The organism is Thermomonospora sp. CIF 1, assembly GCF_001896795.1.
GTDB lineage: Bacteria > Actinomycetota > Actinomycetes > Streptosporangiales > Streptosporangiaceae > Thermomonospora > Thermomonospora curvata.
The window spans coordinates 26,584-48,723 of the sequence record NZ_MOYN02000007.1; the positions used below are offsets into that span (position 1 = coordinate 26,584).

General features: G+C 71.3%; 23 protein-coding genes and 1 tRNA gene. 18 read left to right on the plus strand and 6 right to left on the minus strand.

What is annotated here, in order from left to right:
- The first annotated feature begins 10 nt into the window (after positions 1-10).
- From BUE48_RS02830 to BUE48_RS02850, 5 genes are all read left to right on the plus strand, one after another.
- Positions 11-628, plus strand: coding sequence for an RHS repeat-associated core domain-containing protein (locus BUE48_RS02830; protein ID WP_169312982.1), 618 nt, complete (start codon positions 11-13; stop codon positions 626-628).
- 278 nt (positions 629-906) lie between these two features.
- Complete coding sequence (locus tag BUE48_RS02835; RefSeq protein ID WP_012850946.1) at positions 907-1,395, plus strand: S1 RNA-binding domain-containing protein; 489 nt, start codon at positions 907-909, stop codon at positions 1,393-1,395.
- Positions 1,396-1,850: 455 nt separating this feature from the next.
- The gene (locus tag BUE48_RS02840) at positions 1,851-2,066 is read left to right on the plus strand and encodes a hypothetical protein (RefSeq protein ID WP_012850947.1); all 216 of its coding nucleotides are present in this window, start codon (positions 1,851-1,853) and stop codon (positions 2,064-2,066) included.
- Positions 2,067-2,105: 39 nt separating this feature from the next.
- Positions 2,106-2,363, plus strand: a complete 258-nt coding sequence (locus BUE48_RS02845; RefSeq protein ID WP_148232906.1) for a hypothetical protein — start codon at positions 2,106-2,108, stop codon at positions 2,361-2,363.
- 502 nt (positions 2,364-2,865) lie between these two features.
- Positions 2,866-3,042, plus strand: a complete 177-nt coding sequence (locus BUE48_RS02850; RefSeq protein ID WP_169312984.1) for a hypothetical protein — start codon at positions 2,866-2,868, stop codon at positions 3,040-3,042.
- Between the two features lie 576 nt (positions 3,043-3,618).
- Here BUE48_RS02850 and BUE48_RS02855 read toward each other — a convergent pair.
- Positions 3,619-3,694, minus strand: a tRNA-Lys gene (locus BUE48_RS02855).
- A gap of 126 nt (positions 3,695-3,820) precedes the next feature.
- Positions 3,821-4,303 carry a C40 family peptidase gene (locus tag BUE48_RS02860; RefSeq protein ID WP_012850949.1) on the minus strand — a complete coding sequence of 161 codons (483 nt, stop codon included), beginning with the start codon at positions 4,301-4,303 and terminating at the stop codon, positions 3,821-3,823.
- Between the two features lie 941 nt (positions 4,304-5,244).
- Between BUE48_RS02860 and BUE48_RS02865 the strand changes: the two genes are divergently transcribed.
- Genes BUE48_RS02865 through BUE48_RS02880 form a run of 4 tightly spaced genes read left to right on the plus strand, consistent with a single transcriptional unit; the run spans position 5,245 to position 7,079 of the window.
- Positions 5,245-5,820, plus strand: a complete 576-nt coding sequence (locus BUE48_RS02865; protein ID WP_012850950.1) for a nucleotidyltransferase family protein — start codon at positions 5,245-5,247, stop codon at positions 5,818-5,820.
- Positions 5,817-6,071 carry a BON domain-containing protein gene (locus tag BUE48_RS02870; protein WP_012850951.1) on the plus strand — a complete coding sequence of 85 codons (255 nt, stop codon included), beginning with the start codon at positions 5,817-5,819 and terminating at the stop codon, positions 6,069-6,071. Before BUE48_RS02865 ends, BUE48_RS02870 begins: the two co-directional genes overlap by 4 nt.
- Entirely contained in the window at positions 6,068-6,832 is a 765-nt protein-coding gene (locus tag BUE48_RS02875; protein WP_012850952.1) for a metallophosphoesterase family protein, read from the plus strand. The genes BUE48_RS02870 and BUE48_RS02875 overlap by 4 nt, the downstream gene beginning before the upstream one ends.
- 49 nt (positions 6,833-6,881) lie before the next feature.
- Positions 6,882-7,079 (plus strand): hypothetical protein, encoded by a 198-nt coding sequence (locus BUE48_RS02880; RefSeq protein WP_012850953.1) that lies wholly within the window; start codon positions 6,882-6,884, stop codon positions 7,077-7,079.
- A gap of 14 nt (positions 7,080-7,093) precedes the next feature.
- Here the strand turns inward: BUE48_RS02880 and BUE48_RS02885 are convergent, their stop codons facing one another.
- Positions 7,094-7,942 (minus strand): SDR family oxidoreductase, encoded by an 849-nt coding sequence (locus tag BUE48_RS02885; protein WP_286988708.1) that lies wholly within the window; start codon positions 7,940-7,942, stop codon positions 7,094-7,096.
- Positions 7,943-8,130: 188 nt separating this feature from the next.
- Here BUE48_RS02885 and BUE48_RS02890 point away from each other — a divergent pair, with 188 nt between their 5' ends.
- From BUE48_RS02890 to BUE48_RS02910, 5 genes are all read left to right on the plus strand, one after another.
- Positions 8,131-8,904, plus strand: a complete 774-nt coding sequence (locus BUE48_RS02890; protein WP_012850955.1) for an SDR family NAD(P)-dependent oxidoreductase — start codon at positions 8,131-8,133, stop codon at positions 8,902-8,904.
- Positions 8,905-8,921: 17 nt separating this feature from the next.
- Entirely contained in the window at positions 8,922-9,686 is a 765-nt protein-coding gene (locus BUE48_RS02895; RefSeq protein WP_012850956.1) for a crotonase/enoyl-CoA hydratase family protein, read from the plus strand.
- A 142-nt stretch (positions 9,687-9,828) separates the two neighbouring features.
- Entirely contained in the window at positions 9,829-10,563 is a 735-nt protein-coding gene (locus BUE48_RS02900; RefSeq protein ID WP_012850957.1) for a response regulator transcription factor, read from the plus strand.
- A complete protein-coding gene (locus BUE48_RS02905) occupies positions 10,560-12,077 on the plus strand; it encodes a sensor histidine kinase (protein WP_286988711.1) in 1,518 nt (505 codons plus the stop codon). Before BUE48_RS02900 ends, BUE48_RS02905 begins: the two co-directional genes overlap by 4 nt.
- 116 nt (positions 12,078-12,193) lie before the next feature.
- Complete coding sequence (locus BUE48_RS02910; RefSeq protein WP_148232908.1) at positions 12,194-13,498, plus strand: S1C family serine protease; 1,305 nt, start codon at positions 12,194-12,196, stop codon at positions 13,496-13,498.
- Positions 13,499-13,526: 28 nt separating this feature from the next.
- On the opposite strand, the gene BUE48_RS02915 is transcribed toward BUE48_RS02910, so the two are convergent.
- Positions 13,527-14,357 carry an oxygenase MpaB family protein gene (locus tag BUE48_RS02915; protein ID WP_286988712.1) on the minus strand — a complete coding sequence of 277 codons (831 nt, stop codon included), beginning with the start codon at positions 14,355-14,357 and terminating at the stop codon, positions 13,527-13,529.
- Positions 14,358-14,500: 143 nt separating this feature from the next.
- Here BUE48_RS02915 and arfB point away from each other — a divergent pair, with 143 nt between their 5' ends.
- Positions 14,501-14,932 carry an alternative ribosome rescue aminoacyl-tRNA hydrolase ArfB gene (gene arfB / locus BUE48_RS02920; RefSeq protein WP_286988713.1) on the plus strand — a complete coding sequence of 144 codons (432 nt, stop codon included), beginning with the start codon at positions 14,501-14,503 and terminating at the stop codon, positions 14,930-14,932.
- A gap of 306 nt (positions 14,933-15,238) precedes the next feature.
- On the opposite strand, the gene def is transcribed toward arfB, so the two are convergent.
- The gene (def, locus tag BUE48_RS02925; RefSeq protein ID WP_286988715.1) at positions 15,239-15,775 is read right to left on the minus strand and encodes a peptide deformylase; all 537 of its coding nucleotides are present in this window, start codon (positions 15,773-15,775) and stop codon (positions 15,239-15,241) included.
- Positions 15,776-15,899: 124 nt separating this feature from the next.
- Entirely contained in the window at positions 15,900-16,877 is a 978-nt protein-coding gene (locus tag BUE48_RS02930) for a coiled-coil domain-containing protein (RefSeq protein ID WP_286988716.1), read from the minus strand.
- Positions 16,878-17,129: 252 nt separating this feature from the next.
- Here BUE48_RS02930 and BUE48_RS02935 point away from each other — a divergent pair, with 252 nt between their 5' ends.
- The 3 genes from BUE48_RS02935 to BUE48_RS02945 all read left to right on the plus strand — a co-directional run bounded on the left by BUE48_RS02935 (position 17,130) and on the right by BUE48_RS02945 (position 21,927).
- A complete protein-coding gene (locus tag BUE48_RS02935) occupies positions 17,130-17,669 on the plus strand; it encodes a gamma carbonic anhydrase family protein (RefSeq protein ID WP_041439267.1) in 540 nt (179 codons plus the stop codon).
- Positions 17,670-17,872: 203 nt separating this feature from the next.
- Positions 17,873-21,550: an AAA family ATPase gene (locus BUE48_RS02940; protein ID WP_286988718.1), complete on the plus strand. Its 3,678-nt coding sequence runs from the start codon at positions 17,873-17,875 to the stop codon at positions 21,548-21,550.
- Positions 21,551-21,744: 194 nt separating this feature from the next.
- Complete coding sequence (locus tag BUE48_RS02945) at positions 21,745-21,927, plus strand: hypothetical protein (protein WP_012850966.1); 183 nt, start codon at positions 21,745-21,747, stop codon at positions 21,925-21,927.
- Positions 21,928-22,140 lie beyond the last annotated feature (213 nt).

Genomic DNA, 22,140 nt, shown 5'->3' on the forward strand with positions numbered 1-22,140 from the left:
CGACGGCACCGTGGTCCCCACCCCCGCCACTCCGTGGGGCACGGCCCTGACCCGGCACCCCTGCTCGCTCCGCCTGCCCGGCCAGTACTACGACCCGGAGACCGGCCTCCATTACAACTACCTTCGTTACTACGACCCCGTCACAGCCGGTTATCTCTCTCCCGACCCCCTGGGACTCACTCCCCAGCCCAATCCGCACGCTTACGTCCTCAATCCCACGACCTGGTACGACCCGCTGGGGCTCACTCCGCACGACTACGGCTTGAATGAGCCCATCAGGCTCTACCGGGCCCCGCAGAGAGCGAATCAAGAAAGAGAGAGGTACGGACCCGATCCCCGCAACCATATGGGTGGTGATGGGCATGCGTACTTCGGAGGACAACCAGAGGTCGCGCGACAATATGCCGGCAACGGGGGGCGCGCGGACGGCTTTTATGAATATGAGATGAAGCCGGGATTTTTGGAGGAGTTTCCACCAGGAAAATATATGCGCGTGCATGATGGCAAGGAGGGGCAGACCGAGTGGTTCATTCCATGGCATGAGATTGAGAAGTTCAATTCCTATATCAATAGGAGTAGGTGGCACGACAGCGTTGGGGAATGGTCTCTTCCGAGAGAAGAGTGGTGATGTTTCAGTGACTTGTTCCTGGTGGTGGGGCGAATGCTTAGCGCTCTGCGGATGAGTTGTGAGTCGGAGTGGTGCGAGGCATGACATCGCCAGTGCCTTTGTTTTCAGAAATTTGGGGTTCACGCTGGAATATTTGCCCCGTGTGCTCCGGTCACGGGGAATGAACTCTGATGTCGTGCTGTCTTGTTCGGCTTCAAGGAGGGGCGCTGTTCGCGATCGCCGTTTTCGATGTTCCGCTCGCCGACATGAGTTCAAGGTTTTTCGGAAGGAGAGATTTCATGGCCGATTTGGAGCGTCTGAAGTCTTACAGGGCGGGCATGATCGTCACCGGCAGGGTGAGATCCCTGGAGCGCTTCGGTGCCTTCGTGGATCTCGGAGGCGTCGAGGGGCTGCTCAAAACCCACAATATTTCCTGGCGTCCCATCGAATATCCCTCCGATGTGCTTTCCGTTGGGAAAGAGGTGACGGTCAAGATCCTCGATGTGGATCTCCAGCGAGGACAAATCTCGCTCTCCTTGAAGGATCTGCAACCCGACCCCATGATACCGCTCAAGGAAAAGGTTGGTTCCGTGGTGACCGGAAAGGTCGTCAAGATAGTTCCGTTCGGTATTTTTGTGCAGATCGAAGAGGGGCAGCTTGGTCTGCTCATGAATTCGGAGTTCACCGGCCCGGGAGCGCCCCCTCGTCCCGAGATCGGGGAGGAGATCCAGGTGAGAATAGCCGATGTCGATCTTGATTCGCGGCGTATCAGGCTCTCCCTGCCATGACCCCTTTCCCGGCACTTTCCCCGGCCCCCGGTGCGAGGCGGTGCGCTCACAACCGAGCGGCATGGACAACCGACGATCCCGAAGATCTACGCGTGACCTCGGGCATCGCCCCGACTGCAAGGCCTCCGCATGCCACCTGCGAAGATGGCGTGTTGGAAAAGATTCATCGTCGCCCTGGCCTGAGCGCTGGAAGTCTCGGCGGCCGATCTGCTCGGGGGGCCGGCCCCGGCAACGGGAGTTCGGCGATGTGGTCAACCTGCGGAAGCTCTGCTGGAGTCCGGTGGGCGATCCGGCGGATGTGCCCGGCTCGGCCGCTGGACACCTTGGCGGACCCGGCGGCCGGACCGATCGCGCACGTCGGCGGGCCGCTGACCATGCGGCTCTGACGACGGTGTCGCCGGGGCGCTGGCCGAACCCCAGGTGCACGCCGCCACCGGAGACAGCGAGCCAAGGCGTTGCGGCTGCTGATCGGTCTGCTGACCTGGGCGACGTTCACCCTGCGGCACCTGGAGCGGACCGCCGCGGAGCGGGCCATGCAAGCGGCCCGTACCCGCAATGACCCGGTGATGGGCGGCGCGGCGACGTTCGCTCGCGCCCACTGCCGGCCGTCCGCGGCGCTGCCGCGGACGCTGCGAGGCGCGGCCGCAGCGGCGGACTGCTTGGAATCGTGACTGAGAGCCGAAGAGCGGTACGGCTTCGAAATGCCGGGGATGCTGTGGCTGGGCGAGGCTGAAAGCGCAGATCGCGGCGACCATGCCCGCGCCGCCGATCAGGCGGACGTCCGGACGCCTTTTAACGGTTCGGACCCGGCAATGGGCACGTGGCGGGCGATGCTCGCGGTCGAGGCCGGTGACCCGGAGCGGACGTTGCAGGGCGCCGCGAAGGCCGATCCGGCCCGGATCGTCAGCCGAGGCCACCGAGCCGCATCGGCGATCGAGCCGGCTCGTGTGGGTCATGCTGGGCGATGAGAACGGCGCAGCAGGGGAACCTGTGCCGGACCGAGCGGCTCGAGGCGGCCCGCGCCCACACAAAACGCCCTCGTGCGGGAACCGGTGGCCGACCTGTTCGACGAGGCGCTCAGGTGCGACCTGCGCGGACTGACGTGGCGCATGAACCTGATCTGAAGTGGGTTTCCGCGCGGAAACACCGCTCCCGCCATCGGCGCCTATCGCGCCCAGAACGAGCGGCCCTGGACGATGCCGTGCCCCTCGTGTCCAGGCCTAGGCCCGGACGTGGGGGTCCGAACCTTCACAACGAACGCATTCCAATTCAGAACACCAGCCCATCTTCCGGCCCATACCGCCGTCCCCACTGCCGTGGATGCGTTCGGCCTGGACGCCCTGGCTGATCTGCAACGGCGGAGTGGCACTCAGTGGATCCTCGGCACGGTCGGCGCACTCTTTGGTATGCCGTGTCCTGCACGGCGATGAAGGCGGCGTTCACGTCTACTGCTGGCAGAATGAGCAGAACGTGCCGGGAATCCCGGCCTACCGGGGAAAGATCGATGTTCCCTCGGGGGTGCTCACTCTCGGTGACGCGGTGGGCGAGCGGACGGTGCGGGCGGACGTGGGCGCCGGTACGCACGATGTGGCGGTCTATATCGACCGGCCGGCCGAGGCCACGCGGGTGGACGTCGTCTTGAGCTGAGGTTTTCTCAACGAAAGTCGCCGCCGGGTGTCGCCCGGCAAGCAGGACGGCTTGGACGAGGGTGCCGATCCGGCCGGGACTCCAGGCGCTTGTTGCAGGGCGCGCCGGCGTCGTTCGAGGCGTGCGGCGGCGCGGGATGCGGATACCGGCGCCCCATCGCAGAAGATGAGCATCCCCAGTGGCCCTGTGACTCGCCGCTTCGGCCCGGCGATGGACCGGCACGTGGTGCGAAGCGAACGCCTCAGGAGGCCGCGGCCACGGTGGCACGAGGAGTGGTCGTGCCTCGAAGATCGGTGTGAAAGCAGCCGCCCAAGGGGAACGGTGAGCGCGTGGGAGTCGCTGCCGTCTCCGGGCTGTGGCGGGGCGCGGGATGAGCCGTGCTTCCGTGTGACCGCTCAGAGGCGGGCGCTTGCTGTGCGCAGCGGTGAAACAGGGAGCGCTCAACCGCCGGCCGGGCGAGCGCGATGAGGCGCCGTGGAACCGGCGAGCCGCCCTGCGCGGCGGGAGGGCTGTCAGGCGACCTGATGGGAGGTAAGCCTGCGGCCCGGCGGGAGGCCCGAGAGGCGGCCGGTGGGTTGGTGGGTCGCGTGGGACTCGAACCCACAACCTACGGATTAAAAGTCCGGAGCTCTGCCAATTGAGCTAGCGACCCGCAGCCAAGGGTACCGAGACTGCGCGGAGGTTCGCACCAGGGTATTCGGCGGGCGGCGGTGCCGTGGGCGGGCGGGGTCGCACCCACGGCACCGCCGGGGGAGGCGCCGTCGCCGGGAGGAGGGGACTACAGGCCCGGGCGGACGGCGCCGTTGAAGTGCCGCTTGTAGTAGGTGCTCAGCTTCACCTTCTGGACGCGCTTGCCGGAGCTGGGGGCGTGGATCATGTAGCCCTTGCCCACGTAAATGCCCATGTGGCTGCGGCCGCTGTAGAAGAAGACCAGGTCGCCCTTGCGCAGCTTGCTGTAGCGGACCTTGCGCTTGACGTGCGCGTAGATCTGGTAGGTGGTCCGCGGCAGCTTCACGCCGGCCTTGCGCCAGGCGCCGCCGGCCAGGCCGGAGCAGTCCCAGGCGTTGGGACCGGTGGCGCCGTAGCGGTAGGGGTCGCCGATCTGGGCGTAGGCGAACTTGACCGCCTTGGCGGCGCGCTTGCGCTGCTTTTTGATCTTGCTCGCCTTCTTCGCGGCGGCCGCCTTGGCCGAGGCGGCGGGCGCCTGTGCGGCCGCCGGAGCGGCGGGGAGGGCGGCGGCCTCAGCGGGGACGGCCGTCACCAGGACGGCGGTGGTGCTCAGGGCGATTCCGCCCAGCGTGCAGCGAACAATACGGGGGGTATACAGGACGACTCCTGACCTCGCGGGTGGGTGCCTACCGGGCAGCCGAAAGCGCCGGACGGAAATGGCCGTCCGTGGCTTGGCTGAAATGGCTTTCCCTGAAACCGCGTCGCTGCGGCGGGCTTTCCCGGCTCCGTGCCTCCGGTCTGCACGGATGCGGCGGTCCGGCGATGACGGCCGAGGCGGTGGAATGGTCGCTCACCGACGGCCGGGCCGGCTGTGTTCACTTGTCGGGCGGCGATCGGGGGCGCCGCTGGACGGGCAGAACGCTAACCACACTTCGCTGAAATCGGCAAATGTCGTCTTGTCACGCAGCGTGCAGAACGGTGTGATCAAGAAATTGATCAAGCTCTGACCTGCGGTTTCGTGGGGTATGTGATCATAATGTGATATGGGTCTCAGTGTGTTGCAGGGGGTGAGACCGGTGTGACCCGGGCCTGGAACCGATACCCGGCAAGGGTATTTCGGGAGGGTTAAGTGATGTTGATCACGAGATGATCACGGAGCGATCGTGTTCGCCGGAATGTTTCCGACATTGACCGATCTGTGATCTGACAGGATGTTTTCCTCTTACCGCTTGGAGATGAGTAAGTCCCTCCGCGAATGCGGCGACCAGCCTGGTCGGACGGCTCGGCGGGCGGGTTTTCCGGGGCGCCCCGGGAAACGGCCGTCCGTAAATCCCCGAGGCGCCCGTGCAGAGCGGTGAGCGGGCGTTGTCCCCCGCGGGAGATGGACTTGTCACCCCGGCGTCCGGGCGTGCCGCCCCGGCCGGGCGCGTCCGGCGCGCATGGGGGACGGACATGCGGGTACTGCGTCGCAATGTCCATCGACGGTGCCCGCCGATGGCGTCCGATCGCTCACTGCAAGCCCCAGGGGTGCACATGTCTCAGGCGGATCCGGGGATCGACGGCGGCGCCCTGATCTCCACCCTGAAGCGGGCGGCGGGCGTGCTGCGGGACGCGGGAGTGGAGTTCGCACTGGCCGGCGGGTTCGCCGCCTACGTGCGGGGCGCGGCGATCTCCACCCACGACGTCGACTTCGTGCTGCGCGAGCAGGACGTGGACGCCGCGGTGAGCGCGCTGACCGCCGCCGGGATGCGTCACCGGGAGTGCCCGGAGGAGTGGCTCACCAAGGTCTACGACGGCGACCGGCCCATCGACTTGATCTTCCGGCCGTCCGGGCGCCCGGTGGACGGCGGGATGCTGCAGCGGGCCGAGGAGCTGCCGGTGGCGGCGGTGAGCATGCCGGTGCTGCCCGCCGACGACCTGGTGATCATGCGGCTGCTGGCGTTCACCGAGACGGCCTGCGACTTCAGCGACTTCCTGCACGTGTGCCGGGCGCTGCGCGAGCAGGTGGACTGGCCGAAAGTGGCCAAGGAGACCGCGCACTCCCCGTACGCCTACGCCTTCTTGACGCTGCTGCACCGGCTGGACGTGATCGAGGGGGGATTCCTGTGAGCAAGGCCGAGGACGAGCCGCACTACATGGCCGCCCGCATCCGCGAACGGGTCGCCGAACGAGCGCACGAGCTGGGCATCCAGGTCGACGTCCGCGGGGAGGTGATCTACCTGCGCGGCGATGTGGCCTCCGAGCAGCGCCGCCGGGACGTGGAGGAGGCCGCCCGGGCCGCCGCCCCGGACCGCACCGTCCGCAACGAGCTGTCGGTGGTCTCCTCGGGGGCGCCGGAGGGAGAGGAGCGCCTGTCATGATCCGCGTGGCGGCGGTGGGGGACATCCATGTCGGCCCGGACGTGGCGGGCCGGTACCGGGAGCAGCTGGCGGGCCTGGCCGGCCACGCCGACGTGCTGCTGGTGGCCGGGGACCTCACCCGGCACGGCACCGTCGCAGAGGGCCGGATCGCGGTGGAGGAGCTGAGCGCCTGCCCGGTGCCGGTGATCGCCGTGCTGGGCAACCACGACTACCACTCCGACGCCCAGGAAGAGATCACGGCGCTGCTGCGCGAGGCGGGCGTCACCGTGCTGGAGGGGGACTGGACGGTCCTCGAGTGCGCGGGCGTCCGGCTGGGCGTGGCCGGGGGCAAGGGCTTCGGCGGCGGCTTCGCCGGGCGCAGCGCCGGGGAGTTCGGCGAGCCGGAGATGAAGGAGTTCGTCCGCCACACCCGCGAGTTCAGCGAGCGGCTGCACGCGGCGCTGACCGCGCTGGACGAGCACGGCGCGGACGTCAAGATCGCGCTCACCCACTACTCGCCGGTCAAGGACACCCTGGCCGGGGAGCCGCTGGAGATCTACCCGTTTTTGGGCAGCTACCTGATGGCCGAGGCCATCGACCGGGCGGAGGCCGACCTGGCGGTGCACGGCCATGCGCACCGGGGCGCCGAAAAAGGCATGACGGCGGGCGGCGTGCGCGTCCGCAACGTCGCGCTGCCGGTGATCCGCCACGCTTATGCGGTGTACTCCCTGGATGAGACCACGCTGGGACGGCCCGTCCGGTCCGCGTCTCTTTCCCGCTGAGACCCCCGGCGCACGGGTTTAAAACCTCGCCACCGGTCAGGTAGGGGACATGACCGATAAACAGCAGCCCGATCGTTCCAAGTCCCTGGCCGACCGCCGGGCCGAGGCCGGCGCCCCGGTCGATTCCGGCGACGAACCCGACCTGGCCGGCGAGTGGGAGCCCGGCCCCACCGACCCGCCCAACGCCGAGGCCGAAACCCCGGGCGGCGAGGCGGAGGGGTACTCTCCGCAGACCCGCATCCCCTGACGCCGGGCGCGTCCTTACCCCGGGTGGATCTCGCCGCCGGCCGGGACCAGGGTCTGGCCGGTGTAGTAGGACGACATGCGGTCGCTGGCGAAGAAGACATAGGACGGGGCGATCTCATCGGGGTCGGCGGCACGGCCCATGGGCGCCTGCCGGCCGAAGCCCTCCACGCGCTCTTTCGGGAAGGTCGCGGGGATGAGCGGGGTCCACACCGGGCCGGGGGCGACGCAGTTGACCCGGATGCCCTTGTCCATGAGGGTCTGGGCCAGGGACTGCACCAGGTTCATCGCGGCGGCCTTGGAGGCGGCGTAGTCGATGAGCGTCTTGTTGCCGCGCAGCCCGTTGATGGAGCCGGTGACGATGATGGACGAGCCTTCGCCCAGGTGCTCCAGCGCCGCCTGCACGATCCACAGCAGGCTGAACACGTTGACCTCGAAGGTCCGCCGCAGGTGCTCTTGATCGATCTGCCGGACGTCCTCCACCGGGCGCTGGGTGCCGTGGTGCAGCACCAGGACGTCCAGCCCGCCCAGCTCGCGGGCGGCGTGCGCGACGACGCGGCGGCAGTGGCCTGCTGCGGCCAGGTCGCCGCCCAGGGTGAGGCAGCGGCGGCCCTCCCGCTCGACCAGCTCGGCGGTGCGGCGGGCGTCGGCGTCCTCCGACAGGTAGGCCAGCGCCACGTCGGCGCCCTCCTTGGCGAAGGCGACCGAGACGGCCCGGCCGATGCCGGAGTCGCCGCCGGTGATCAGGGCGCGCCTGCCGGCGAGCAGGCCGCGGCCGCGGTAGTCGCGCATCTCGTCCCGGGGCTCAGGTGTCATATCCGGGGTGCGTCCGGGGTAGGGCTGGGTCTGTGCCGGTCGTTCGCTCATGGGGTCCCCTGGGGATGCTCAGATCCGAGACAGTCCCGGTGGTGTTTCTTCTCACCCGGGTGCGAAGAAACGAGACGTTGTGCGTCAGGCGCGTGCCCGGTGGGTGGGGACCCAAACATTCCCGGTAATTTGACCTCTGGGTAACATCAACCCGAACCACATTCGGTCCCTGACGTAAGGTGCTGCTTATGGACCTGAACGGAGTCTCCGCCGTCATCTCCGGGGGCGCCAGCGGCCTCGGTGAGGCCACCGCCCGCGACCTGGCCGCCCACGGCGTCAAGGTTGTCATCGCCGACCTGAACGAGGCCAAGGGCAAGGCGCTGGCCGACGAGATCGGCGGCGTGTTCGTCAAGACCGACGTCTCCGACGAGGCACAGGTGCAGGCCGCCGTCCAGGCCGCCGTGGACACCGGCGCCCCGCTGCGGATCATCGTCAACAGCGCCGGCATCGGCTGGGCCAGCCGCACCGTCAACCGTGACGGCAGCCCGCACGACCTGGCCTCCTTCCAGAAGGTCATCCAGGTCAACCTGGTCGGCACCTTCAACCTGATGCGGATCGGCGCCGCCGCGATCGCCAAGACCGAGCCCGCCGACGCCGACGGCCTGCGCGGCGTGGTGATCAACACCGCCTCCGTGGCGGCCCTGGAGGGCCAGACCGGTCAGGTCGCCTACTCGGCCTCCAAGGGCGGCATCGTCGGCATGACGTTGCCGGCCGCCCGTGACCTGTCGGCGATCGGCGTCCGCGTCAACACCATCTGCCCGGGCATCATCGACACCCCGATCTACGGCGAGGGCGAGGCCGCCGAGGCGTTCAAGGCCAAGCTGATCGCGCCGGTGGTGTTCCCCAAGCGGATGGGCAAGGCCGCCGAGTTCGCCCACCTGGTGCGGGCCCTCATCGAGAACGACTACATGAACGGTGAGGTCATCCGCTTCGACGGCGGCATCCGCTTCCAGCCCAAGTGAGTCGGGAGACCGCATAGATGTCCGATGCAGTTCTGACCGAGACCGAGGGTGCGGTCCTGGTCATCACCATCAACCGGCCCGAGGCCAAGAACGCGGTGAACGCCGCCGTGGCGGAGGGCATCGCCGCCGCCATCGATGAGTTCGAGGGCCGCAAGGACCTGTCGGTCGCGGTCCTCACCGGCGCCGGCGGCACCTTCTGCTCCGGCATGGACCTCAAGGGCTTCCTCAAGGGCGAGGCCCCGTGGGCCGCGGGCCGCGGCTTCGGCGGCATCGTGGAAAAGCCCCCGGTCAAGCCGATCATCGCCGCGGTCGAGGGCTACGCGCTGGCCGGCGGCTGTGAGATCGCGCTGTCCTGCGACATGATCGTCGCCTCCCGGGAGGCCAAGTTCGGCCTGCCCGAGCCCAAGCGCGGCCTGGTGGCGGCGGCCGGCGGCCTGATGCGGCTGCCGCGGCGCATCCCCTACCACATCGCCATGGAGATCGCCCTGACCGGCGACTTCTACGGCGCCGAGCGCATGGCCGAGCTCGGCTTCGTCAACCGGCTCACCGAGCCGGGCGGCGCGCTGGCCGCGGCCAAGGAGCTGGCGCTGAAGATCGGCGAGAACGCCCCGCTGGCCCTGGCGGCCACCAAGCGGATCATCGTCGAGTCGCCGTACTGGTCGGCCGAGGAGATGTGGCAGCGCCAGAACGAGATCTCCGGCCCGGTCTTCGCCTCCAAGGACGCCCAGGAGGGCCCGAAGGCCTTCGCCGAGAAGCGCAAGCCGCAGTGGACGGGCGAGTGACCCTCACCTGAGGGAACGCACACCGGGGCGCCCGGCACCCGCCGGGCGCCCCTTACCGTGTCCAGGCGGCCGTGAGCACGCTTTCAGCTTTCCTTCAGCTTTCTCCCCCACTCTTACGATGAGACATGGGGGGAGCAGGCCATTGACCGATCGCACCGCGCACCGGCCGCGGCCCCAGCGGGCCGCCGGGGCCCGGCTGCTGGTCGTCGAGGACGACGCCAACATCCGGGAGCTGCTGGCCGGCAGCCTGCGCTTCGCCGGGTTCGAGGTGGTCACCGCCACCAGCGGCACCACGGCGGTGGAGGCCGCCCACCGGCACCGGCCCGATCTGATCGTGCTGGATGTGATGCTGCCGGACTTCGACGGCTTCGCCGTGGTGCGGCGGCTGCGCTCGGGCGGCACCCACACCCCCGTGCTGTTCCTGACCGCCCGCGACGCCGTCGGCGACCGCATCACCGGGCTGACCATCGGCGGCGACGACTACGTCACCAAGCCCTTCAGCCTGGAGGAGGTCATCGCCCGCATCCACGCCATCTTGCGCCGGGCCCGGGGCGGCGCCGCCGAACCGTCCCCCCGCATGGTGTTCGCCGACATCGAGCTGGACGAAGACAGCCACGAGGTCTGGCGGGCCGGCAAGCCGATCTCGCTGTCGCCGACCGAGTTCAAGCTGCTGCGCTACTTCATGGCCAACGCCGGCCGGGTGCTGTCCAAGGCGCAGATCCTCGACCACGTGTGGAACTACGACTTCCGCGGCGACGCCGGCATCGTCGAGTCGTACGTGTCGGCGCTGCGGCGCAAGGTCGACAACACCGAGCCGAGGCTGATCCACACCCTGCGCGGGGTCGGGTACGTGCTGCGTCAGCCGCGGCGCTCATGACCGGGCCTGCGGCGCGCCGGGCGGGCGGCCCGCTCGGGACGCTGCGTTCGCTGCCGGACCGCACCCCGCTGTGGGTCAAGCTGATCGCGGCGGTGCTGCTGCTGGTCACCGCGGGGCTGACGGTGACCGGCGTGGCCGGGGTGTCGGTGCTGCGCGGATACCTGGTGGACCGGGTCGATGAGCAGCTGGGCCAAAGCGCCCGGCGCCTGGCCGGGCAGATCGCCCGCCCGCCGCCCGGCCCCGCCGGCGGCCCCATCGTGCTGCGCGTCCCCGGCGACATGTCCCTGCAGATCCGCGACGCCGACGGCACCGTCCGCAGCGACACCCAGGCGCAGGACGCCGACGGCGGCCCCCGCATCCCCGCCGAGCTGGCAGGGCGCTACGGGACGCCGTTCACCGTGCCGGATGTGCGCTCCGGCCCGTCCTGGCGGGTGCTGGCCGTCCCGCTGAAGGACGGCTCCAGCATGATCGTCGGGATGAGCCTGGGGGAGACCGAGCGCACCGTGGACCGCCTGATCGCCATCGACCTGCTGGTGGGCCTGGTGGTCTTGGTGGTGCTGGCGGGCCTGGGCGTGTGGGTGGTGCGCGTCAGCCTGCGTCCGCTGACCGGCATCGAGCAGATCGCCGGGGCCATCGCCGCCGGCGACCTGTCCCGCCGCGTCCCGCAGGCCGACCCGCGCACCGAGGTGGGCCGGCTGGCCGGCTCCCTGAACGGGATGCTGGCCCAGATCGAGGCCGCCTTCCGGGCCCGCGCGGCCTCCGAGCACACCGCCCGGGAGTCCGAGCGGCGGATGCGGCGGTTCATCGCCGACGCCGGGCATGAGCTGCGCACCCCGCTGACGGCCATCCGCGGCTTCGCCGAGCTGTACCGGCAGGGCGCCGCCCGCGACGCGGCCGAGATCGACCGCCTGATCGGCCGGATCGAGGACGCCGCCTCCCGGATGGGCCTGCTGGTGGAGGACCTGCTGCTGCTGGCCCGGCTGGACCGGCAGCGGCCGCTGGAGCGCCGCCCGGTGGACCTGCTGGCGGTGGCCGCCGAGGCCGTCCAGGAGGCCCGGGTGCTGGCCCCCGACCGCGACATCGAGCTGTCGGTGGAAAGCGGCATGGCCTACCAGGTGCTGGGGGACGAGCCGCGGCTGCACCAGGTGCTGAGCAACCTGCTCACCAACGCCGTCCGGCACACCCCCGCCGGCACCCCGGTGCGGGTGCGGCTGCGTCCCGGCACTCCCGCCGAGGAGCGGGCGCTGCGCGAGCGGGGCGCAGCGGCGGGCACGTCCGCCGTGGTGTGCGAGGTCGCCGACAGCGGCCCCGGCCTGACCCGCGAGCAGGCCGAGCGGGTCTTCGAACGCTTCTACCGGGCCGATGAGTCCCGCAGCCGCGAGGACGGCGGCACCGGCCTGGGCCTGGCCATCGTGGCCGCCCTGGCCGCCGCGCACGGCGGCCTGGCCCAGGTGGAGACCGCGCCCGGCCGGGGCGCGACCTTCCGGGTGCTGCTGCCGCAGGCCCCGGACTGACCCGCCGATATCCGGGCAGACCTCCATCCCGGGCGGCGCGGGCGCGCCTTCAGACGTTCAGCGGGCTTTCAGCCTCTCTGCAGTAAGGCCGCAGCCCCGGCGCCGACGCTCAAAGGGTGAGCGAACGACTGGGGGACCACATGAACGCCGACAAGCCACACCGCGACACCGGCCACCGGTCACCGCACGTCGCCCCCCACGGCCCCGGCCGGCGGCCGGCCGAAGCCGAACCGGGCGTCCGCCCGGCCGGCGTGCACGCCTCCCGGGGCGGTCCGCAGACCTCCGGGGCCGGTGCGGACGCTTTTCAGCCGGGGGCGCGGGGAACAGGAGCCGACATGAGCGGCTCCCAGGAGGCCCCCGCCGGTTCGGGCGTCGGTCATGTGCAGGCACCGGGCGCTCACCCGGCCGGTCCGCAGGCGTCCGGGGCCGGTTCGCACGTTCCGTGGACGGGAGTGCAGTGGGCGGGCGGCCACGTGGACCGGCCGTGGGCCGGCCTGGACGGTGCGCAGGGGCGGGCGGCGGGTGTGCGGCCCGCCGCCGGGCCGCCGGGGGTTGTGAGCGGTGAAAGCGGCCCCTGGGGGCCGCCGCAGGCGCCGCCGGGGTGGACGTTGCGGCGCAGGCTGGTGACCTTCGGGGCCGCCGTGCTGATCGCCGCCGGGGCCGGAGGGGCCGGGGCGGCGGCCGCGGTGGCGTTGCTCGGGGACGGCGGGGCGGCCGGCCGGTCCGCGGCGTCCTCATCGGCGGTGGGCGCCGCGCCGCGGTCGGTCGCCGAGGTCGCGGCGGCCGTGCAGCCGAGCGTGGTATCCATCCGGGCCGTCTCGCGGTCGGCCGAGAGCGAGGGGTCGGGGGTCGTGCTGCGGGCGGACGGGACGATCATCACCAACGCCCACGTGGTCTTTGGCGCCGCGCGCATCCAGGTCAAGTTCAGCGACGGCAGGACCGCCACCGCCGAGGTGGTGGGCGCCGACGCCGAGCACGACATCGCGGTGATCAGGGCCCAGGGGGTGTCGGGGCTGCAGCCGGCCCGTATCGGCGACAGCGGTGAGCTGGCGGTCGGCGACACGGTGCTGGCCGTGGGCAGTCCGCTGGGCCTGGACGGCTCGGTCACCGCCGGCATCGTCAGCGCGCTCGGCCGCACCCTGCAAAGCGGCTCCCAGCCGGGGCCGGGCGGCCCGCCGCCCGGGTTCGGCCGCCGGGCCCGGCAGGAGCAGACGACCACCATCGAGAACGCCATCCAGACCGACGCGGCCATCAACCCGGGCAACTCCGGGGGCGCGCTGGTCGATGCGGCCGGGCGGGTCGTGGGCATCAACACCGCCATCGCCACCACCGACCAGGACGGCGGCAACATCGGGGTGGGCTTCGCCATCCCGATCAACGCGGCGATGGAGTCCGCGAACAGGATCATCGCCGCGTCCTGAGGCGGCCCGAGACGACCGCGGCCGCGCCTCAGGCGGCCCGGGAGCTCACCTTCAGGCGGGGCTTGTCGAAGGCCCGGTTGCGCAGCATCTTGCGGATCTGGTGCAGGTAGAAGTCGCGCGGCAGGGTGCGCACCCGTTTGGGCAGCCTGGGGTAGACCAGGGCCAGAAACTCCATCAGCAGGTGGAACTGGATCTCCCGGAACAGGTTCCACTTCCAGCCGTACTGCTCGCGGATCGGCGGGGGCATCATCCCGTAGGTGATCAGCCGGATCGGGATGAGCCCCGGCCGCATGAACCACGGCAGCTTCTTGGGGTGCAGCACGCCGTCGGCGACGTACCGGGAGGCGTCGTTGATCTTCAGCGTGTTGACCATGCGGGCGTAGTACTCGCGGAACTCCGGGTAGGTCGCCGGCATGCGGTCCTCGGGGCAGCCGAGGATCGTCGCGTAGATCTTGGACTGCTGGTAGTACTCCTCCAGCTCCTCGGGCGTGAACTTGCCGAACAGCCGCTGGTAGAGCTGGGCCGCCACGGCGAACAGCGTGGAGGCCACCCACACCTGCAGCTCGGGGTCGTTGGCTTGGTAGCCGGGCCCGGTGACCTTGTCGTGCATCCGGGTGACGATCGCGCTGAGCCGGTCGGCCTCCTCCTTGGTGCCGAACACGACCGTGTAGACCCAGCCCATGGTGTTGCGCAACCGGGCCGTCGGGTCGTCAAAGGTGTAGCTGTGGTCGTGCACGCCCTGCCCGACCTTGGGGTGGGAGGTCTGCAACAACGAGGCCACGCCGCCGCCGGCGATCAGGATGCCCTCCTGGGCGACGCGGCAGATGATGTCGTCGTCCTGGAAATACCTGTCACTCATGCCCACGAGTGTAAGTAACCACTTGCTTAGGTTCCAGTGTGACGTGTCGCACGAACATGCACATGCAGATGCGCATGGGGCACGGCGTCCACCGGAGAAAAAACCGGACGACATGCTCAAACCCGCCGGGAATAATCAGGCCCATGCCCCCCGCGATCCGTGTCCGCGGCTCGGTCACCATCCCCGAGACCGAGCTGCGCTGGCGTTTCTCCCGGTCGTCGGGACCCGGCGGGCAGCACGTCAACACCAGCGCCACCGCCGCCGAACTGTCCTTCGACGTGGCCGGCTCGCCCTCGCTGCCCGAGCCCTACAAGCGCCGCGCCCTGGAACGCCTGGCCGGCCGGCTGAACGGCGGGGTGCTCACCATCCGCGCCGAGGAGCACCGCTCCCAAAAGCTCAACCGGGACGCCGCCCGCGCCCGCCTGGCCGCCCTGCTGACCGAGGCGACCGCCCCGCCGCCCAAGAAACGCCGCCCCACCAAGCCCAGCCGCCGCGTCCACGAGCGCCGGCTGGAGAACAAACGCCGCCGCGGCGCGCTCAAACGCGAACGCTCAAGCCGCTGGCACTGGCACTGAGCAGATCTTCCCAACGCGCCGCCTCCGCGGCCGAGACGGAGGCGGCGCAGGCAAAGACGATGCCGTGACCTGTGATGAGACGGCACCGGACATCGCCCGGGACCGCGTGCGAGATGCGGACCGGTCTTTCCCGGCGCGTTGTTCCCGCAGGTCAACACGGGCGGATCGGGTCAGGAACGATGCGGTGGCCCAGAACGCCACGGCACCTGAGGTCACGGCCGGAAGGCCTCGGTGAGCCGGTGCCGCTTGCGCCGCAAAGGGCGCGCACGTCCCGGCCGGGCCCGGCGGGCGGCGGATGCGAGGGGATCAGGACAGACCGGCGGAGCGGATGGCGCGCATGGCCTCACGGCGGGTCTCGCCCTTGAGGACGTCGATGTAGACGCCGCCGCGCAGATGGTAGGTCTCGTGCTGCAGACAGCGGGCGAAGTAGCCGGTGCCCTCGATGCGCAGCGGCTTGTTGTCCAGATCCACGCCCTCCACCACGGCGTGCCGGTAGCGGGGGGTGGGAAAACGCAGGCCGGGCACCGACAGGCAGCCCTCGTCCTCGACCACGATGTCGCCGTCCTCGGCCACCAGCACCGGATTGATCACATGCCCGACGTGGCGCCGGCCGAGATCGTCCTCGCAGTCGTAGACGAAGACCTGCAGCGACACCCCGATCTGATTGGCGGCCAGACCGGCGCCGTTGGCCGCGTACATCGTGGCGAACATGTCGTCGACCAGGCGGCGCAGCCCGGCGTCGAAGGTGCGCACCGGGTCGCACTCGGTCCGCAGCACCGGGTCGCCCAGCCGCCGGATCGGCCGCACCTCGCCGCGGCCCTTTGAGGATCGGGTCACGGCCATAGCCTAATCAAGATCGGTATCGGTCTTCCGGTCGTCTCGGCGCGAGCGGGCGTCCGCCGCGTCACCGCCGCGGCGGACGCCCAGCGACAGGGCCCCGACTCCCGGTCCGACGACCGGCCCCTTATCAGCCCTCGCCCACTCCGGGGGCCGGCGCCTGAGGAGGCACCGGCGACAGGGGCGCGGCGGGCTTGCCCGGCTCGGCCGCCTCGTCGGCGGCCTGCGCCGGCAGCGGCACCGCGGGGGCCGGCGGGTCGGCCGGGCGGACCGGCTCGGACGGGGCGGGCGCGACGGCGTGCTTGGGCGCCGGCGCCGGCTTGGCCGGGGCGGCGGGTTTGGCCGAGGCCGCGGGCTTGGCCGGGGCGGCGGGCTTGCGCGCTGCCGGGGCGACCTGCTTGACGGCGTCGTCGACCATCTTCTCCAGCGGGCCGGCCTCGTTCTCGGCGCGCAGCAGCGCCGCCAGGGTCTCGCTGATCTCGGTGAGCCGCTGCAGGGCCTGGGTGTGGTTGCGGGTCAGCTGGTCGAGCCGCTGGGTGGCGTCCTCGTTGATCACACCGGCCCGCCGCTCGGCCGCGGTCAGCGTGCGCTCGGCCTCCAGGCGGGCGCTGGTGACGGTCTGCTCGGCCTCCTGCTTGGCGGCCGTCAAGATGGCCTCGGACTCCTTCTTGGCCATGCCCAGCACGTGGTCGGCCTTCTCCTGGGCCTCGGCGAGGTTCTTTGCGGCGGCCTCGCGGGCCTCATTGATGATCCGCTGGGACTCGGCCTCGGCCTCCTTGCGGATCTGGGCGCCCTTGGCCTCGGCCTCGGCGACCTTGTCGCGCGCCTCGTCCTCGGCCAGGTTGATGATCTGGCGGAGCCGCTCGCTCAGGTCGTCGCCGGTGGGCTTGCGCGACTCGCGCAGCTCGGCCATCTCCCGGCGGGTGCGCTCGACGTCGTCGAGGGCGCGGGCCAGCCGGGCCTCCAGGTCGCGGATCTGGTTCTGGTACTGGGTCTTCAGATCGCGCAGGCGGTCCTCCACCTGACGGCGGTTGTAACCGCGCATCACGATCTCGAACTCCTCCTCCTCGCGGAGGAGGTTCGGCACGATCTCAGTTTCGTTGCTCATGGGCCTAACGGGGTCGTTGGCGGGCCGGGCCCGTCAAGGGGTTCGGAGTCAACGTCGGGCGGGGTGCAGTCCCGCTCGGGGACTTGTCCTAGCACACAGATGTCAAGAGTCGACTCTCGCCCTGCAAGGCGCCTCCGCGCAACCGGAATGCCCGTTCTCGCTGCGATTTCTTCGTCACCTGGGGTTCTGCGGCCACTCCGGGCGGCGCCGCCCGGTCGGGGAGCGCCGGTGCCGGTTCCGTACCATCGCGCCATGAGCATGAGCTATGTGGGATCCCTGGGGGAGGCCGAGCCGGACATCCACCCGCAGGCGTGGGTCGCGCCGGGCGCGGTGGTCATCGGCAAGGTGCGGCTGGGCCGGGGCTCCAGCGTCTGGTACGGGTCGGTGCTGCGCGGCGACGACGAGGAGATCATCGTCGGCGAGGACTGCAACATCCAGGACCTTTGCTGCCTGCACGCCGACCCCGGCACCCCGGCCGTCCTGGAGGACCGGGTGAGCCTGGGGCACAAGGCCATGGTCCACGGCGCCCACGTGGAGACCGGCGCGCTGATCGGCATCGGCGCGATCGTGCTGAACGGGGCGCGGATCGGCGCCGGCACCCTGGTGGCCGCCGGCGCGCTGGTCGGGCCGGGCAAGAAGATCCCCTCCGGGGTCCTGGTGGCCGGGGTCCCCGGCCGGGTGGTCCGCGAGCTCACCGACGACGACCGGCTGGTGCTGGAGCACACCTGGCGGATCTACACCAAGAAGGCCGAGCATCACCGCACCGCCGCCCGCTGGCGGACCGGCACCTGATTTCCATCGTCCCTTGAAAACCCGCTGACCTGGGCGAAGGGATTCCGTGAAGCCGAGCGGGGGAGTTCGGGGGGCCGGGGCGGAACTACCATGACCTCGTGGTGTGGGGAGCGGGATACGGCGCTCCGCCCCCGATGGCAGGGCAGGGCCCGGCGCCTCAACCCCCGATGGGCCGGGATCCGTTCACGGCGGCGGAGCACGACATGCGGGCCATGGTGTCCGCCGGCTGGTGGCCGTCGGCGCCGCCGCAGCAGCGCCAGCACGTGATCGCCGGGCGCATGCTGGTGCTGCCCGACGGCACCTGGTGGCTGTTCGGCGCCTGGGCCCGCTGGTACCGCCTGCACCCCTCCGACGGCCAGTGGTACCTGTGCCCGCCGCCGCAGGCCCCGGCCACCCGGATGGCGGCGCGGCCGGCCCCGCAGACGGGCCGGCTGCCGATGCTGCCGCCGCACGTGCTGCCCGCCGGCCCCGACTTCACCTTCCAGGCGCCCGCCCCGCTGCCGTTCGTCGGGCACGGCATCTCCCCCGAGGTGACCGACCGGGTGCGCGCCACCATCGAACAGGCGGCCGCGCTCCCGGCCGCCGACTACCCCCACTGGTGGGCGCTGTTCTCCTCCGACGTCCCCAGCACGGTCGCGGCGACCTGGGGCGTGATGCTGTGGTGCGCCGTCGCGCCGGTGTTCGACTCCCGGCTGGACGAGCAGATGCTGCGGCTGTGGGAGCCGTACCGCGCCCGGCCGCTGCCGGAGGTCGACGGGCCCCGCTGGCTCACCCCGCCGCCGCTGGAGGCGCTGGTGGGGCTGTATGCCGAACGGCTGCGCGCCGGCCGGGTGGACGCGGCGGTGTCGGTGCTGCGCACCATGTGGGCGATGGCCGGGGCGCTGCGCGACGACCCGCGCTTTCAGGCCCGCGCCGACGCCCTGCTGGCGATCTTGAACGCCACTTTGGCCAACCCCCAGATGGACTACGGCGTGCTGCCGTACGGGGACCAGGCGCTCGTCCAGCAGTGGCTGACCCGCTGCCCGCCGAGCCTGGCGCCGGCGCTGCGGCACGAAAGCTCACCCGGCGACAACGTCCGGCACGCCTACTACGAGTTCGCCGAGGCCCTCGTCCCGATCGCCGGGGACCCGGCCGACCCCGCCTACATCGAGCCGCGGCTGGTGGCCGCCGCGCTGCTGGCCGCCGACCTGGCCAAGGTGCGCCAGGACGTGGCCGCCCAGGTGGTGCCCTGGCTGGACCCGGAGATCCGCTACACCATCCAGGCGGTGCAGGGGCAGACCGGGCACCCGCTGCGCCGGCTGTGGCCGCAGGACGCGCGGCTGCCCGAGCAGCTGCGCGCCGGGCTGGAGGGCGGCGAGCGGGCCGAATCGCTCCTGGCCTCCGCCTACGCGCTGGATCTGGCCTGGTGCCGCCTGGTGGGCATCCCGGCCCGGCCGCGGGGCTTCCCGATGCCCACCGCGATCCTGGGCGAGATCATCGGGGCGAGCCGGGCGCGGGCCGCGGTGGCGGCCGCCCCGATCACCCCGCCGCCGGGGGTCTCCCAGCCGCTGCAGCAGGCCGGCCGCCCCGGGCAGCCGGGCACGCCGCCCGGGGGGATGCCGGCGGCGCCGGCCGGCCCGGTCGGCCAGCCCGGCGGGCTTCCCGGCGCCCCGGCCTCCGGCAGCGTCCATCCCGCGGGCCGGCAGCCCGAGCCCGGTCAGCCGTTCATGCAGGCGCCCGCCGAGCCCCCGGTGGCGAACCCGGCCGGCGGGCAGGGGTTCGTCATCGAGCCGCCGCAGTCCTTCCAGCCGCCGGAAGGGGACGGGGAGGCCGGCGACGGTTTCGTCGTCCCCTACACCCGGCTCGGTTTCGTCCGCCCGGACGGCCCGCCGCCGCAGCAGCCGGCGGCCGAGAACCGTTCCCCTGCGCCGGAGCCGGCCGGGCGGGAGCTGCCCTTCGACCCGGCGGCCACCCGCCTCGACGACGGCGCGGGTTCGGCCCGTCCCGCCGCCGGCCCGCCGCGCACCCGCATCCTCGGCCAGGACGACATCCTCGGCGATGTCCCCGGTGAGACCCCCGGTGATGGGCCCGACGGCGAGGCCGCCCGGCAGGGGCCGCCGGTGCCGCCCGCCCCGAACCCGGCCCTGGGCGGGGGCACCCGGATCATGTCCGAGACCATGATCGCGGACTTCGACTACCTGGACGAGGCCCCGATGCCGCAGGTGGAGCAGATCGCCCCGCCGCCTGAGCGGCCCGGCGGCGACGACGGGCGGGTGGTCGAGCGCTATGGGATCAGCTTCCTGTCCGGCCGGGAGGACGTGACCGTCCTGCTGGAGGAGCTGCGCACGCACCCGGCCTGGTCGGCGGGCGCCGCCGACATGGAGGCCACCCGCATCGACGGCCGTCCGGGGTCGGGGCCCCCGCCCAGCGTGCTGCTGGTCGGCAGCCCGCACACCGGGCAGCGCCGGCTGTCCCGCATGATCGCGCTGGCGTTGGCCGAGATCGGGATCGGCGACGGGGCGATCCGCACCGCCGACGCCGCCGACGTGCGCGGCGCCGCGCCCGAGCAGCTGGCCGCGGTGCTGGAGCCGGGCGGCCCGACGCTGCTGTTCGAGCGGCTGGACGTGGCGATCCTGGAGGCCGCCGACCCGGAGGCGATGGTGCGCTCGGTGCGCTCGGTGCGCACCCGGCCCGGCCCCACCACGCTGATCGCCACCTGCGAGCCGCGGCACTTCAAGCGGCTCTCCCAGGACCATCCGGAGCTGATCGAGCTCTTCCGCGTCTACCGGCTGCCGGATCTGACCCGCCCGGAGACCCGGATGAGGCTGCTGTACCTGCTGGCCGACGAGCGCCGGGTCACCCTCGACGCCGACGCCCTGGAGGCCGCCGAGGCCGACCTGCGGCGGCTGCGCGGCCCCGGCGACCTGGTCAACGCCCGCCTGGTGGAGGCCTACCTGGACCAGGCGTGCCAGCGGGGCATGGAGCGGGCCGGCGCCGCGCAGAGCCGGCTGGTGCTGTCGGCCCAGGACTTCGCCGGGGTGGCCGAGGCGATCGAGCCGGCGCTGCGCCCGCCCGGCGACATCGACGGCTACCTGCGGCAGCTGGACGCCCTGCTGGGGCTGGAGGACGTCAAGGCGGCGGTGGAGGAACTGGTCGCCGAGGCGCAGATGGCCGCCGAGCGGATCCGCCACGGGGTCGCTCCCGGCACGCAGGGGCGGCACCTGCTGTTCCTCGGCCCGCCCGGCACCGGCAAGACCACCGTGGCCGGGCTGGTCGGCGGCATCTACGCCGCGCTCGGGTTGCTGAGCTCGGGGCACGTGGTGGCCTGCCGCCCGGTCCACCTGGCGGGCCGGGACGCGGTGGACACCGACAACCGGGTGGCCGCCATGGTCGAGCAGGCGATGGGCGGGGTGCTGCTCATCCAGGAGGCCTACCGGCTGGACCGCGTCCCGCAGGTGGTGGAGGAGCTGCAGCGGCAGCTGGCCGACTGCGGCGACAGGCTGCTGATGATCTGCACCAGCCCGGCGGCCGAGATGGAGGGCTTCTTGGCCGGGCACCCCTCCTTCCGCGCCCACTTCGCGCGGACGCTGGAGTTCCAGGGCCTGGACGACCGGCAGCTGGTCCAGCTCTTCCAGAGCTACGCCGAGCGGGACCTGTACCTGCTGGACGAGGAGCTGCGGGTGGAGCTGCTGACCCGGTTCGAGCGGATGCGCCAGGACCCGTCGTTCGCCTACGCCCGCACGGTCCGCCAGATGTTCGAGCAGACCGTGGCCCGGCAGGCCGCCCGGCTGGCCGGCATGGACGTCAACGCCGCCACCGTCGCCCGGCTCACCGTCCGTGACCTGCCCGAATCCCCGCTGGAGCGGATGCTGGGGAACTTCCAGCGCGACCCGCGGGGCTGAAAAGAGGAAATGATACTCGGGTGGTCAACGTGCCCCCTGTGGGCGGTGCGGCCCATGCCTCTTAAGGATGGCTACCGAATGACACTCTTGGGTCATGCGCCACAAGACGACCGGCGAGTAGCCTCGGCTATGGGTGTGGGGAACCGAGGAAGACTGCTTCCCCGCAGGCGGGAATCATCCTGGAGGTGGACGCGGTGCGACAGCAGATCGACCTGCGCGTCCACGACCGTGTCGCGCTGGACGAGATCGAACTCTACTCCGAGATCCTGAGCGCGGTGGCCACGGCCGAACGGCCGCTGACCATCGACGAGATCGACACGGTGCTCGGGGTTCGGCGTGAGGACGGGACCGGTCGTCGTGAGTCGACGCCACAGTAGGTAGTTCTTCCGAAGCGGCCGGTGCACCCCCGCGGGGTGCACCGGCCGCTTCGTGTTCGGCGCACCTTAAGGGATTCACCAAGGGCGTTCAACTTCCGTATGCGCAATGTTCATCCATTGTTCACTTTTCCGTCGGGATGAGTTCACCGGCCGATGAGGTGCTGGGCGCAGATGCAAATCGCGGCTGGTTTGTAATCAATCTCACTTCCAGGG